The following is a 12,066-nucleotide window of genomic DNA, read 5'->3' as shown; positions in this document are numbered from 1 at the left end:
ATGGAGATGATACGATGGCAAGTGAAAATGGAAAAAAGCCAAATTGGTTTAAAAATGTTCTGTCTGGTCAAAACCAACCAGATTTGGAAGCACATATTGAAGCGATTGATAAAAGAAGTGTTAGTGAAGAAAATATCGATCCTGCAAATGAAGCAGTAGAAACTGTGGAGACACCAACACAGCCGCAATCTTTCAATTTGCTTTCAAAAGACAAGCAAGATAAAGTATCTCTTGATTTAATAGTATCTTTAGAAAACATGCTGAAGGACCGTCAACTTATTTTATATAAAGTGAACGAGTTACAGGATCAAGTAGGGGCTGCTAATGAAACGATTCAGCGATACATAGAAGACAAAAGAAAGACCGATTTGTTAATACTGAAAAAGAATGAAGAACTCGAAGATGTGGAAGATAAGCTGACAAGAAAGCAAATGAGCTATGATCAGCTTCTTGAAGATTATAAATCATATCAAAGCGCAGCTCGAACCGATTTTGATCAACTTTCAAGCCAACTTGAACAAACAAAAGCAAAATACGATAAATTAAATGAAGAGACGACAAATTCACAGTATGAAAGCATGATAAAAATTAAGCAACTGGAAGAAAACATCCGTAGTCTTGAAGTCGAAAACCAAAATTATCGGGAGCAATACGAGAGAATTAATCAGGAAAAAGCAGAGCTCATGAAAACAATAAACGATTTTACAGAGCGAATGTCTATTTCTTTCTCACCGTTCGCTAAAGCTTCCGATACAACTGATGAGTAATGATTGATAAGAAAGAACCTGAATTACAAGCAGATCAAAAAACGATGACTTTCTTCCATTTTCTAATGCTTGAGCTATTGTCCATTGAAATAACAGCCGAAAAAGCTTACTTACGTGTTTGCATAATTATTGATCAACGAAAAGAATACATGTGGGAGATTGACCTTACGACTGCAGAATATCTGAAGCGTTTGATTAACTCCGATGATCACTATAAATATCGAATTTCTTTACAGTCAAGTAAGCTTGAAAGCAAAAACCAGCATGTAGGTATATTAACGCAAACCTTTCGCGATGAAAGTAAGCGTACCCTTTTTCCATGCTCGGAAGCCTTTGTACAGCAATTACAATATTTGAAGGATATTAAAACCGAAGAAGCACTGCAGGACGCTGCCTTTTTATCGTTACCGAGCCGTGGAGATATTAAATCGGAAATGGAAGAAGTCTTATCCATTCCCCCGCGAAAAGCTCGTAAACACTCTTTAAAAGCGGTCGTCATGTTAATCACGATGGTCATGGTTGTCTTCGGGTTTTCTACCCGCGCATTTTTAAGCAAGGAATTAACGGTGGAGGCACCTAAAGTAAAGGATTCAAATTCAATTGTGAATGAAGCCGTTGTCGATAAAGCACCATTAGCAAGCACTTCTGAAGAAGAGACTGAACCACAGCAAAAAGAAGAAGTTAACACCGCTCATCAACAAAAAGAAACGATCTTGTCAGCAACGATTAAAATTAAACAGGATGTTATTTTTAATGTACCTGATGGCTATGTTGCAATTACATTCGATGATGGACCTTCAAACTATACGAAACAAATCGTCGACACATTAACATCGTATCAAGTCGGTGGGACTTTTTTCTTTACTGGACTTAATGTTTCAAAACACCCGAGTGCTGTGCGCTATGTCCATGATAATGGCTATTCAATTGGCAACCATTCCATGAATCATAAAGATTTTACAACACTGAACAAGCACAAGCAATCCGCTGAATTACTGGATGCCAATAAACTCATTGAAAAAATAACCAATGAGAAAGTTGTTCTATTTCGACCGCCATACGGGGCTAAAAATGAAGAGACAGTAAATCTTGTTAAAGCCAACAATGGAAAAGTAGTTTTATGGAATAATGATCCAGAGGATTGGAGAACAAGACAAGCTGATAAAATTCTTCAAGCTATTCAACAAACAGATGTATCTGGATCGATCATATTGCTCCATGAAACAAAGCCTGTTTTACAAGCATTGCCTGCCATTATCGAATACTTAACAGAACAGAACTTAAAGATAATTAGTTTACGCTAAAAATACAGAATGCTTAAAAAAGATTCCGGAATGTTTATTTTCATTCCAGAATTTTTTTGTTGAAGAAATGCCTTACCTTGGATGATTGGTTTAAAATTATGATTGGTCTCTATGACGAGGTTATTGGGTTCGTTTTGGAGGAAAAGACACGGTATTGCCAATAGAAAATCAATATTTTTAACATAATAGTCTACGAGCTCATCAAAGGAATGATTTAATACATTTACCTTCCCATTTCTAGACTTTCCTCTATTTGCACTAAGAACCGTGACAAATATTGTAATTTTTCATCATTACCATCGTTTTTTATAATGGGTAATCAATAATGCAGCTTATAAGAAAATCTGTTCAACTACCGAGAAGCCAATCATATGTAGACTGAACTGTTTATTTATCCCTAAAAATACTTTCAAAAACTATTCCTAAGCATGCAGCTAAGTTCCTTTTTCTTCCGTGCATACGCATTTCTATCCAGTAAAAAATATAGAATAGCCTTCTGTGAAAGGAGGTCACTAAGTTGGATGCCAAGCGTGCGCAGGAAATTATCGCCACACCAACCTTAATTAATGTCTCGTACTATGGAATTCCTGTATTTCTAAAGGAAGTACAGCAAGACCAATCAACAGTAATGGTTTTTCCGTTGGATGAAATGGATAGTGAACAAATCGTCGATTTAAATGGATTAGATGAACAAGGACCTTAAAAGGATGGTGGAATAACAATGAATAAACAACGAGCAGAGGAAATTGCCGCTTCTCCAGATTTAAAGCATATTACGTATAATGGAAAACGCGTTGTTATTCAGCATGTAGAAGAGCAGACAGCCCGTGTGTATTATTTAGATGATCCAGGCAACGAGTTTGATGTAGCACTCGATAAACTCGAAGAAAAACAGTAGCTCATGCTTGTACAACTTCGGTATCTGCTTCTTCGGTAAACACAATAGAAAAAGCCCTAAGGAAATGATGATCCTTGGGGCTACACTTCACTAAACGCGAGGAAAATGACCATCAGAGGCTCTAAGGCAGGTAATGGATATTATATAGAATGTATCTGCACTAGTGACATTATTGGCTTTTAATATTCTGTTGGAAAGCTTCTATAAAAGAATGGGGCGATTCCTTAACTTGATATGAGAAAACACCTTTACTCGTATGAAGATAAAGCAGCCCATTTTCCCAACCAAATTCGCGATAGGATACATCCCAAACATCGTCTACAGAAAATGCTCTGTGTTCCGTTTCAATGCGGTCTTCATATAAATGAATTACACGGTGCTCTTCCACGTGCTTTTGTTCAACACTATTGACCTCTCGGTGAATTTTGACATAAGGCTGTATGGCAATCAAACTACACATGCGATCTCCTCCAGCTTGTTTTTAATAAGTTAACAACTCAAGCTTCTTCAGATAAAAAAGGAGGTGTCTACTCCTTTTCTTACTATAGTAGTATTTTATCATACCGAACTATCTCTATCCCATCTTCATTCATTACATCGTTTGGTATATGTTTCCATTATGCTACCAACGCTGAACAAAATAAGAAATAACGTTTGATTGGCTAATTCGCTTAAGCGTGACTTAGAATTCCAATGATTCCTTTAAGCGTATTTGTGCAAGAAGGCCAGCAAAAAAAGGTATCATTGCTACAAGTCCAATTGCCCAGCTTACTCCTAACAAATCCGCGATTACACCTGCTGCCAACGCTCCGAATGCATAGCCACTATCACGCCACATTCGATAAACCCCCATCGAAGAAGCTCGCCAAGCTGGTGCCACAATATCACCTATTGCTGCCTGTAACGTTGGATACACCATTGCCGTCCCGACTCCTAACAGAACAGCCCCCATAAACCATAACCAAAATGTATTAACAGTTAGAATAAGGAATAAGGCTATTGCTTGCAGCCACATACCACCAGTAATAAGCCGTTTTCTACCAACCCGATCGCTCCAAATTCCTGTAAACAATTGAAAGAATCCCCAAGCAGCCGGATACACCGCAATAATTGCTCCAACTTGTCCAACCGTTAAACCAACCGTAGAGAAATAAATAGGAAATAGCCCCCACGCCATCCCATCTTTAAAGTTTGTAGCCATCCCCGCAACACTAATGCTAGCTAGCTGTTTGTTTTTCCATGTTGTAAGCTTAAATACTTCCTTAGAAGATAATGTTTTATCTAATGTTGTTGTCTGGTCTTTTTTTATAAAATCGGTTGTATCTCTGACGAACATAGATAAGATAAGCCCAACGACCGCTAGTCCTAATCCGAAATAAAACGGAAAAGGATACAAGGAAATAGATGTTGCGATATACCCAGACACTGCCGCCATAATCGCAACACCGGCATACCCTGCGAACTCGTTTATGCCAACTGCTGTTCCTCTCTGTGCGGTTTTCGATAAATCAATTTTCATATTTACTGTCATTGACCAAGCGAGGCCTTGATTTATACCTAGAAAAAGGTTCGCGATAATAACCGTTGACCAATGGGATGCTCCAAGAATCAGTATTGGTACAAACAACCCGAAAACCCAACCTATCACAAGCACCTGTTTTCTCCCATAATGGTCCGCTATTTTTCCTGCAAAATAATTTACAATTGCTTTTGAAAATCCAAAGCTAATAATAAATGATAAAGAAGCACTTGTAGTAGCTAAACCAAACTTTTCTTCACCAAGCAGTGGAAGAATAGTGCGCTCCATGCCGACCATTGAGCCGACAAAAAAATTAATAACAACTAATAGCATAAAGATTCCTAGGTTTTCTTTTATTCCGATGCGCTGTTTATCCATGCTCACCCATCCCCTTTAACAAAGAAAAAGAACGACCAGCATCGTGGTGCACAGCTGTCGTTCTATTTTGCGTTACCTTCCTAAACGCGTGAAATCAGTGGTTAAACCAGTTCCCCTTGCCACTGCTTCATACCGCCTACCATGTCCTCGACCTGATAGCCAAGTGCTGTCAAAAGTCCACATGCTGCTTTACTTCGATTTCCAGATTGACAGGTTACCACATAAGTCAGCGACGCATCTAATTCATTTTTCCGCAATGCTAACTGTGCTAGCGGGATATGGATTGCGCCTGGAATTTTACCTAAAGCTACTTCTCCAGCTTCTCGAACATCAATAACGTGCACCTGCTCTCCACGCTGTAGCCGACTTGCAACCTCATTCGGCATTATCTTCTTTGTCATCTTCTTTTGCTTCCTCTCTTAAATCCAGGCATTCATGCCGCCTTTCACATTGCTAATCTTTTCAAAGCCTTGCTTTTTCAAGATTTTTGCCGCCTTCATACTGCGCATCCCGCTTTGACAAATCACTACAACCTCTTTACTTTTATCTAAGTTCTTTGTCTGAGCCGATAAATTGGATAATGGGATGTTCTTGAAAGGCTTGCGATGATTCGCACGGTACTCTCCTGGTGTTCGAACATCTACAAATTGAATTTGCTTATCTTTAAATTTATTTTTCGCTTCTTGGCTTGTAATATGTTGTATACCTTTTGTTGGCATGAAACGTGTAGCAATAAAAACTACAGCTGCTATAATAATAATCCATTGAACTATATCCATTCTTCTTCTCCTCTACGTGTACGCACCTTTTTTATCAAGCAAAAATGTCGAGCCAAATTTTAATAGCAGTTCCTAAAATAAGGAGTGCTAAAAAGACTTGTAAAAACTTCGTATTTACTTTTTGACCAAATTTTGCACCTAACGGGGAAGCAATGAGACTGGCTACAATCATGATTGCTGCTGGAACATATAATATTTGCCCAGTTAATACTTTTCCTGCTGTTGATCCAATGGATGAGATAAATGTTATTGCTAGCGATGTAGCGATCGTCATCCTTGTTGGAATTTTTAAAATCACAAGCATAATTGGTACGAGGATAAATGCTCCTGCCGCCCCAACAATACCTGCGCCTATTCCCACGATTAAAGCAAAGAAAGCAGCAACCCACTTATTGAAGGTTACTTGATCAAGTGGAATATCATCCAATCCTTTTTTCGGAATGAACATCATTACAGCGGCAATGGTTGCTAATATTGCGTAGACAAAGTTAATGCCACCACTTGACATAAACTGTGAGCCATAGCCACCAATAAAACTACCCAGTAGGATAGCTGCCCCCATATAGATGATTAGTGTTTTGTTTAAATAGCCACCTTTACGATATGCCCATACTCCACCGATTGTCGCAAATAACACTTGAATCGCACTAATCCCAGATACTTCGTGGGCAGAAAAGGATGCTAATCCAAGCATTGCTGGAATATATAACAGCATTGGATATTTAATGATTGATCCACCAATACCAACCATTCCAGATATAAACGAACCAATAAATCCAATTAGGAAAATGGTGATAATAAATAATAAGCTATATTCCATCTGGGTTTTCCCCCTTCTAATTCCTGCCTGTGAAATGGCCACGATCCGCTCTCTGGCCATTATGCAAATAAGAGAGGCCCCAAAATTTGGGGCTTCACTTTATTTATGCTTTTTTAATCCAAAATTTAAATACATCTGCTTCTTGCTCTTCTTTTAATATTTCATGTCCGCCAGATTTCGCCCATGCAGTTAAATCACTCTTTGAGCCTTTATCTGTTGTATGAATTTCTAACACATCACCAGAGCTAAGGTCCTCCATTGCCTTCTTTGTTCTTACGATTGGCATTGGGCATGCTAAGCCTTTGGCATCTAAAAATTTTGTTGCTTCCATTCTATATCCTCCTCAGATTATACGTTTCGCTTTGTTTTATCTAACAACGCAGGTCCATTAACCCTCTACTGCACAACGGTTTGGTCCAGTTTCCATTTCTTTTTGTTCATCTAAATCCGGGTTAATTTTACCCATGTTCGTTTTACGAATTTCTTGGTATGCATTTGGTTGTGGAGGTAGGTTTTCCGTAACCATTTTACGGAATACATCCTCGTCATCTACCTGCAAGCCAGAATTTTTCGCATACAAATCACCTAAACGAGCAGCGACACGTCCGCCTTCCCCTAGCTCCTCTGGGAAAGAGTAGTGTGCTGGTAGAACAATTAAGTCATCGGAAAGCTCTTTATATTTGCTATAAAGTGTATTACGAAGATCTCCCACCCAATCTTCAGCCAAACCGGCTAAATCAGGACGTCCGATCGATTTCACAAATAAAATATCCCCTGTGATTAAATACGTATCATCAATAATAAAGGATGTGCTTCCAATCGTATGCCCTGGTGAATAGATTGGTTGTACCTTCACTGTTGTTTTCCCTACAGTAATATCATTTCCTTCTTCAACAGGTGTATAGTCAAACGTTACCTCTGTTGCATCCTTTGGTGGTAAATGATACGTCGCACCTGCTTTTTCGGCTAAGCGACGTCCGCCTGAAATATGATCCGCATGTAAATGCGTATCGATTGTATGCTTAATTGTTAGCCCTTTTTTTGCTGCAAAGCTTTCATAGGTATCAATCATTCGAGCCGTATCAATAATCGCTGCTTCTCCATTGGATTCAATAAAGTAAGACAAGCACCCTTTACCAAGGCGAACAAATTGATACAAGCTTCCACCATCTTTTAAATCACCGATTTTAACTGGCTCTAGGTGTTCACTCCACGCTTTCATTCCGCCTTCTAAACTATAAGCATTTTGGAATCCAGCTTCTTCAAGCATATCCGCGATCATTTCAGATGATCCACCTTTTGCACAAACAACAATAATGTCTTTGTCTTTTGGTAGTTTATCTGTAATAGAATCCACGCCATCTAAAAGGTTGAAATACGCTTCATTCAATAATTCAACCTTTCCACCTTCAATTTTCCAGTTATCAAATTCATCCTTGTTCCGAACATCTAAGATAAAGGTTGCTTCTCCGGTTACAATTTTCGTAGCAAGCTCCTTTGTCGACATTATCTTTGCCACTGGTTTCTCCTCCTTTAATTAAAATGATAGTGTGATATTGGCATCCTTTGCATACTCAATAAACGTAGCTGCTCCCCCTACTTCAATGCCATCAATAAATGCATCCTTCTCTAAGTTCATAACGTCCATCGTCATTTGACAAGCAATAATTTTAATACCTAGTTCTTGTGCGATTTCCACTAGCTCAGATATTGATGGTACATTCGCTTGTTTAAATCCTTCTTGAAAGTGTTCCTTTCCTTCAGGAAGTGGTAGATTTTTGTGTGCTTCCTTATGAATGAGGTTCAGTCCTTCAAATGTAAAGAAGATTCCTACCTCTGCATCAGAAGCTGCTGCAGCTGTTGCTACATTAAAAACTTTATATGCATCAAATAATGTTCCGTTAGCTGCAATAATTGCAACCTTTGAATTTGCCATTGATAAATTCCTCCTAATATTCATTACGCAACGTTCGTGGTTTGATTGTGAGGTTTCGAGTTCCCTTCAAACAGTCTTTTTGAAGGAGTGTTTTGCTTTCCATTTGTGACTTTCTATGAAGGGATTAAAACCACATCAAACTTAACCCCTTCTTTCAATTGCTTTAGTTATCCTTTTCTACTGCTCCATCCCAAGTTGACATGCCTGGTACGACATTTGTTACCTTGTTAAACCCTTTAGCTGTTAACTTTTGTGCAGCGAGGTCACTACGATTGCCTGAGCGACAAATAACATGCCACGCTTTATCTTTATCCAACGCTTCAAAGCGCTCTTCTAGTTCCCCTAGAGGTATATTAATAGCCCCCGGAATGTGTCCAAAAGAATACTCTGCTGGTTCTCGTACATCTAAAAGCGCAACTGCTTCACCCGCTTCAATCTTTGTACGAAGGTCCGCTAACTCCATCACATGTGGATGTTTGATTTCTTCCTTTGCTTCTGCTTCACTCGCTTTACGCAAGTAATGCTTTAGCACATCAGCTTCCTCTACTGTTCCTAAATACTGATGTCCTGTACCTTCTGCCCACGCCTTCATATCAGCCGTAGACCCTTTATCAGTTGCTTGCACTTCAATTACCTGGCCTGGCTCAAGGCTGGCGATTGCTTTTTTTGTACGTACAATTGGCATGGGGCACGCCAATCCTTTTGCATCTAATACTTCATTTGCTTTAATCGACATCAATGGAGCCTCCCTTTACTCTACTTCGTCTTCCCATGCAAGCATGCCACCATTCATGTTCGTGACATCATAGCCATGTTGTAGTAAAAAGGCACATGCGTTACTGCTTCGTCCGCCAGAGCGACATACCATATAATGATGCTGATCCTTCTCAATTTCATTTAAACGATCTGGAATTTGTCCTAATGGAATATGGCGTGCTCCTGGAATTTTACCTTGTGCTACTTCTTCATCTTCACGTACATCGATGATGCTAAGCTTTTCTCCTGCTTTTAATTTTGCTGCTAACTCTTCAGCGCTAATTGATTTCATGTTATTTTCCTCCAATTATAATTTTTTATTAGACTTACCTTTTTCCTAGATGGAAATGCTTCATTATACCTATACGGGTATAATTATTTTTAAAAAAATATTATATAAACAAATTGATGTTGCCTTCCTCTGCATCACCAATATATGCAGCAACGCCACCATAATCAATGCCTTCTAGTAATTCTTCCTTTTGAAGCCCTAGCAGATCCATTGTCATTGTACAGGCAATCATCTTTACATCCAGCTCCTGCGCCATTTCCACTAGTTGGGGTAATGTCATCGCTTGATGCTTTTTTATGACGCTTTTAATCATTTTAGGACCCATCCCTAAATAGTTCATGTTTGATAGTCCCATTTTATCAGCGCCTCTAGGCATCATTTTCCCAAACAGCTTCTCCATTAAACCTTTTTTAACAGGTACCATTTCTTCCTTGCGTAATGCATTTAGTCCCCAGAAGGTATGAAAAATTGTTACTTCATGATCATAAGCAGCTGCGCCATTAGCAATAATGTAGGCCGCCATCGCTTTGTCATACTCACCACTAAACAATACGATTGTCGTTTTCTTCTTATTTTCCACCAGCATTCTCCTTTTTTACGTTTCCCACTATACGTATAGGGGTATCATATTTGGATTAAAAAATAGGGTTACGCTTTTCAACTTAACCCATTTTTTATGGTAAATGCATTACGGAAAATTGTCAACCACATCTGATTAACGACTTTTCACAAGTAGATTTACTGCCTCTTTAATTAAGGTTTCAGCATCTTCCCCGTTCGTTTTTTCATCACGGATACATTGCTCAAGATTTTTCGTTACAATCAAGGCAGCGGTTCGATCAATTGCACTTCTAACTGCAGACATTTGGGTGACGACATCGCGGCACTCTTTATCATCCTGCATCATCTTCAATAATCCTCTAACCTGTCCTTCAATCCGCTTCATTCTATTGATGACATCTGCATCATATTTCATCGTAACACCTCGCTTACTTAATCATGAATAAGATGGTAGCCAATAACGCGCATCCCCTTACGACGCAAAATACGGGCACTTAAATTTTTCTCCAGCTTGCTTTCTGATACAAGAAATACCTTTTTATCTGGAATGTCATAGCAATGTCGATTTAAATAGGGAAGTGGGATACATACTGCCTTCTCGATCTTCTGGTTACTAGATACCTGATAGTCTCTTGTATCGACGATAGTAATATCTTCTTTAGAATATGATACATAATTTAAGTCCTTTTTGCCAATCCCAAGGACAGGTATATATCGTTGATACACAATCATGAACACCATTGCTGCAACAATTATCCACCCCATCATTGCTGCTCCCTCCCTATGAATAAATGAGTCACAAGGAATATAATATACCCATTGGGGTATTTTGTCAAGAGGTTAATTTTATTTTTTACATGTTTACTAGAACAGAATAAGCATCCACATTAATCGCTCGCTTCATGTCTTATATTATATACCCTTCTATGTATTTGCATAATCATCTGCTAGATGCACAAATGAGAGTACGCACATACATAATAAGCTGTTGTTAATTGATGCCAGTTTGAAGGAAAACGTACTTCGTTCTATTGATAAGTCAAGCTTCAGCATTTCATTTATAAACGTTTCAGATAAAGCACATAGAACGATTAAGGACGTGAATAGGGGAAATCCCCTATGTCTTTTTTAAAATATGAATGCAATAATTATGTTGTAATAATAATTATTAAAAAGGAGAAAAGATAAAATGGAAAATAATATGCAATCATCAGTGCAACAAATCGCACTACCACGTATTGGCGATCCAGCACCAGCTTTTAAAATTGAAACAACTCACGGCGTTATTTCAAGTGAGGACTATAAAGGAAAATGGTTCATTCTATTTTCTCATCCATCTGACTTTACCCCCGTTTGTACAACAGAGTTTATTGGTTTCCAAAAAATATATCCCGCTTTAAAAGAATTGAATACAGAGCTTGTTGGTTTAAGTATTGATAGTCTTCATTCACATATTGCCTGGGTGAAAAATATTAAAGATAATTTTGACGTTACGATTGAATTTCCAATTATTGCTGACTTAAATAAAGAAGTTGCTGCTAAATACGGCATGCTAATGCCTGAAGGAAAATCAACAGAAGCTTCTCGCGCTGTTTTTGTTATTGATGATAAACAAATCGTTCGTGCTATTATTTATTACCCATTAAGCACAGGACGCAATATGGATGAAATTTTACGTTTGGTAAAAGCATTACAAGCAACAGATGAGCACAATATTGCAACACCAGCAGATTGGGTACCAGGAGACAAAGTAATTGTTAAGCCTCCACGTACACAGGAAGAAGCGGATGAAAGACTAAATAACCCAGATTATGAATGTGCAGATTGGTATTTCTGCAAGAAAAGCCTATAAATAAACCTTTTTAAACACATTAATAGCACAGACCAAGCCATGGTTTGTGCTACTATTTTTTATATTGGAAAAAGCCGATTTTATTAGTTGTGACTTTGATTAAATTCCACTCGAAAAAAGCGTTCTTTCTTTTCCGAGTTAGTTGAGGCCGTGCCCGGGGAAAGCGAACTCACTTTCAAACTGCGATGCTATTGTTTGTTCAAG

Annotated in this window: 18 protein-coding genes; 5 read left to right on the top strand and 13 right to left on the bottom strand. The window is 38.4% G+C overall.

Features of this window, described 5'->3' with window-relative positions; all coding sequences use genetic code 11:
- The first annotated feature begins 14 nt into the window (after positions 1-14).
- The 4 genes from QBK89_RS08265 (at position 15) to QBK89_RS08250 (ending at position 2,969) form a co-directional block, all read left to right on the top strand.
- A complete protein-coding gene (locus tag QBK89_RS08265) occupies positions 15-767 on the top strand; it encodes a hypothetical protein (protein WP_284140567.1) in 753 nt (250 codons plus the stop codon).
- Complete coding sequence (locus tag QBK89_RS08260; RefSeq protein WP_284140566.1) at positions 767-2,071, top strand: polysaccharide deacetylase family protein; 1,305 nt, start codon at positions 767-769, stop codon at positions 2,069-2,071. The genes QBK89_RS08265 and QBK89_RS08260 overlap by 1 nt, the downstream gene beginning before the upstream one ends.
- A gap of 517 nt (positions 2,072-2,588) precedes the next feature.
- Positions 2,589-2,774 carry an H-type small acid-soluble spore protein gene (locus tag QBK89_RS08255; RefSeq protein WP_284140565.1) on the top strand — a complete coding sequence of 62 codons (186 nt, stop codon included), beginning with the start codon at positions 2,589-2,591 and terminating at the stop codon, positions 2,772-2,774.
- A gap of 18 nt (positions 2,775-2,792) precedes the next feature.
- Positions 2,793-2,969 carry an H-type small acid-soluble spore protein gene (locus QBK89_RS08250; RefSeq protein WP_284140564.1) on the top strand — a complete coding sequence of 59 codons (177 nt, stop codon included), beginning with the start codon at positions 2,793-2,795 and terminating at the stop codon, positions 2,967-2,969.
- 169 nt (positions 2,970-3,138) lie between these two features.
- Here QBK89_RS08250 and QBK89_RS08245 read toward each other — a convergent pair whose 3' ends face one another.
- The 13 genes from QBK89_RS08245 to QBK89_RS08185 form a co-directional block, all read right to left on the bottom strand.
- Positions 3,139-3,429 (bottom strand): hypothetical protein, encoded by a 291-nt coding sequence (locus tag QBK89_RS08245; protein WP_284140563.1) that lies wholly within the window; start codon positions 3,427-3,429, stop codon positions 3,139-3,141.
- 222 nt (positions 3,430-3,651) lie between these two features.
- Positions 3,652-4,866, bottom strand: coding sequence for an MFS transporter (locus QBK89_RS08240; RefSeq protein ID WP_284140562.1), 1,215 nt, complete (start codon positions 4,864-4,866; stop codon positions 3,652-3,654).
- A gap of 101 nt (positions 4,867-4,967) precedes the next feature.
- Positions 4,968-5,267: a rhodanese-like domain-containing protein gene (locus tag QBK89_RS08235; protein ID WP_284140561.1), complete on the bottom strand. Its 300-nt coding sequence runs from the start codon at positions 5,265-5,267 to the stop codon at positions 4,968-4,970.
- 18 nt (positions 5,268-5,285) lie between these two features.
- On the bottom strand, positions 5,286-5,645 hold the full coding sequence (locus tag QBK89_RS08230; protein WP_284140560.1) for a rhodanese-like domain-containing protein: 360 nt from the start codon (positions 5,643-5,645) through the stop codon (positions 5,286-5,288).
- A 34-nt stretch (positions 5,646-5,679) separates the two neighbouring features.
- Positions 5,680-6,465 (bottom strand): sulfite exporter TauE/SafE family protein, encoded by a 786-nt coding sequence (locus QBK89_RS08225; protein WP_284140559.1) that lies wholly within the window; start codon positions 6,463-6,465, stop codon positions 5,680-5,682.
- Between the two features lie 103 nt (positions 6,466-6,568).
- Positions 6,569-6,796 carry a sulfurtransferase TusA family protein gene (locus tag QBK89_RS08220; RefSeq protein WP_284140558.1) on the bottom strand — a complete coding sequence of 76 codons (228 nt, stop codon included), beginning with the start codon at positions 6,794-6,796 and terminating at the stop codon, positions 6,569-6,571.
- A 57-nt stretch (positions 6,797-6,853) separates the two neighbouring features.
- Positions 6,854-7,972 (bottom strand): MBL fold metallo-hydrolase, encoded by a 1,119-nt coding sequence (locus QBK89_RS08215; protein ID WP_443089756.1) that lies wholly within the window; start codon positions 7,970-7,972, stop codon positions 6,854-6,856.
- Positions 7,973-8,002: 30 nt separating this feature from the next.
- On the bottom strand, positions 8,003-8,401 hold the full coding sequence (locus QBK89_RS08210; RefSeq protein ID WP_284140556.1) for a DsrE/DsrF/DrsH-like family protein: 399 nt from the start codon (positions 8,399-8,401) through the stop codon (positions 8,003-8,005).
- Positions 8,402-8,564: 163 nt separating this feature from the next.
- On the bottom strand, positions 8,565-9,137 hold the full coding sequence (locus QBK89_RS08205; RefSeq protein WP_284140555.1) for a sulfurtransferase TusA family protein: 573 nt from the start codon (positions 9,135-9,137) through the stop codon (positions 8,565-8,567).
- A 15-nt stretch (positions 9,138-9,152) separates the two neighbouring features.
- Entirely contained in the window at positions 9,153-9,449 is a 297-nt protein-coding gene (locus QBK89_RS08200; RefSeq protein WP_284140554.1) for a rhodanese-like domain-containing protein, read from the bottom strand.
- Positions 9,450-9,549: 100 nt separating this feature from the next.
- Complete coding sequence (locus QBK89_RS08195) at positions 9,550-10,035, bottom strand: DsrE/DsrF/DrsH-like family protein (protein WP_443089752.1); 486 nt, start codon at positions 10,033-10,035, stop codon at positions 9,550-9,552.
- A gap of 129 nt (positions 10,036-10,164) precedes the next feature.
- On the bottom strand, positions 10,165-10,425 hold the full coding sequence (locus QBK89_RS08190; RefSeq protein WP_284140553.1) for a metal-sensitive transcriptional regulator: 261 nt from the start codon (positions 10,423-10,425) through the stop codon (positions 10,165-10,167).
- Positions 10,426-10,442: 17 nt separating this feature from the next.
- Complete coding sequence (locus QBK89_RS08185; protein WP_284140552.1) at positions 10,443-10,778, bottom strand: rhodanese-like domain-containing protein; 336 nt, start codon at positions 10,776-10,778, stop codon at positions 10,443-10,445.
- A gap of 421 nt (positions 10,779-11,199) precedes the next feature.
- On the opposite strand from QBK89_RS08185, the gene QBK89_RS08180 reads away from it, so the two are divergent.
- Positions 11,200-11,862 (top strand): peroxiredoxin, encoded by a 663-nt coding sequence (locus QBK89_RS08180; protein WP_284140551.1) that lies wholly within the window; start codon positions 11,200-11,202, stop codon positions 11,860-11,862.
- The last annotated feature ends 204 nt before the right edge of the window (positions 11,863-12,066 follow it).

The organism is Virgibacillus sp. LDC-1 (assembly GCF_030137545.1).
Lineage (GTDB): Bacteria > Bacillota > Bacilli > Bacillales > Amphibacillaceae > LDC-1.
Note: the sequence above shows the minus strand (reverse complement) of the source record. Positions and strands in the feature narration are given on the sequence as shown.

Bases quoted from the DNA above. Each gene is read 5' to 3' on its own strand.
- QBK89_RS08265 (WP_284140567.1), top strand. From the start codon at position 15: ATGGCAAGTGAAAATGGAAAAAAGCCAAATTGGTTTAAAAATGTTCTG.
- QBK89_RS08260 (WP_284140566.1), top strand. From the start codon at position 767: ATGATTGATAAGAAAGAACCTGAATTACAAGCAGATCAAAAAACGATG.
- QBK89_RS08250 (WP_284140564.1), top strand. From the start codon at position 2,793: ATGAATAAACAACGAGCAGAGGAAATTGCCGCTTCTCCAGATTTAAAG.
- QBK89_RS08245 (WP_284140563.1), bottom strand. From the start codon at position 3,429: ATGTGTAGTTTGATTGCCATACAGCCTTATGTCAAAATTCACCGAGAG.
- QBK89_RS08240 (WP_284140562.1), bottom strand. From the start codon at position 4,866: ATGGATAAACAGCGCATCGGAATAAAAGAAAACCTAGGAATCTTTATG.
- QBK89_RS08235 (WP_284140561.1), bottom strand. From the start codon at position 5,267: ATGACAAAGAAGATAATGCCGAATGAGGTTGCAAGTCGGCTACAGCGT.
- QBK89_RS08230 (WP_284140560.1), bottom strand. From the start codon at position 5,645: ATGGATATAGTTCAATGGATTATTATTATAGCAGCTGTAGTTTTTATT.
- QBK89_RS08225 (WP_284140559.1), bottom strand. From the start codon at position 6,465: ATGGAATATAGCTTATTATTTATTATCACCATTTTCCTAATTGGATTT.
- QBK89_RS08220 (WP_284140558.1), bottom strand. From the start codon at position 6,796: ATGGAAGCAACAAAATTTTTAGATGCCAAAGGCTTAGCATGCCCAATG.
- QBK89_RS08215 (WP_443089756.1), bottom strand. From the start codon at position 7,972: ATGTCGACAAAGGAGCTTGCTACGAAAATTGTAACCGGAGAAGCAACC.
- QBK89_RS08210 (WP_284140556.1), bottom strand. From the start codon at position 8,401: ATGGCAAATTCAAAGGTTGCAATTATTGCAGCTAACGGAACATTATTT.
- QBK89_RS08205 (WP_284140555.1), bottom strand. From the start codon at position 9,137: ATGTCGATTAAAGCAAATGAAGTATTAGATGCAAAAGGATTGGCGTGC.
- QBK89_RS08200 (WP_284140554.1), bottom strand. From the start codon at position 9,449: ATGAAATCAATTAGCGCTGAAGAGTTAGCAGCAAAATTAAAAGCAGGA.
- QBK89_RS08195 (WP_443089752.1), bottom strand. From the start codon at position 10,035: ATGCTGGTGGAAAATAAGAAGAAAACGACAATCGTATTGTTTAGTGGT.
- QBK89_RS08190 (WP_284140553.1), bottom strand. From the start codon at position 10,425: ATGAAATATGATGCAGATGTCATCAATAGAATGAAGCGGATTGAAGGA.
- QBK89_RS08185 (WP_284140552.1), bottom strand. From the start codon at position 10,778: ATGATGGGGTGGATAATTGTTGCAGCAATGGTGTTCATGATTGTGTAT.
- QBK89_RS08180 (WP_284140551.1), top strand. From the start codon at position 11,200: ATGGAAAATAATATGCAATCATCAGTGCAACAAATCGCACTACCACGT.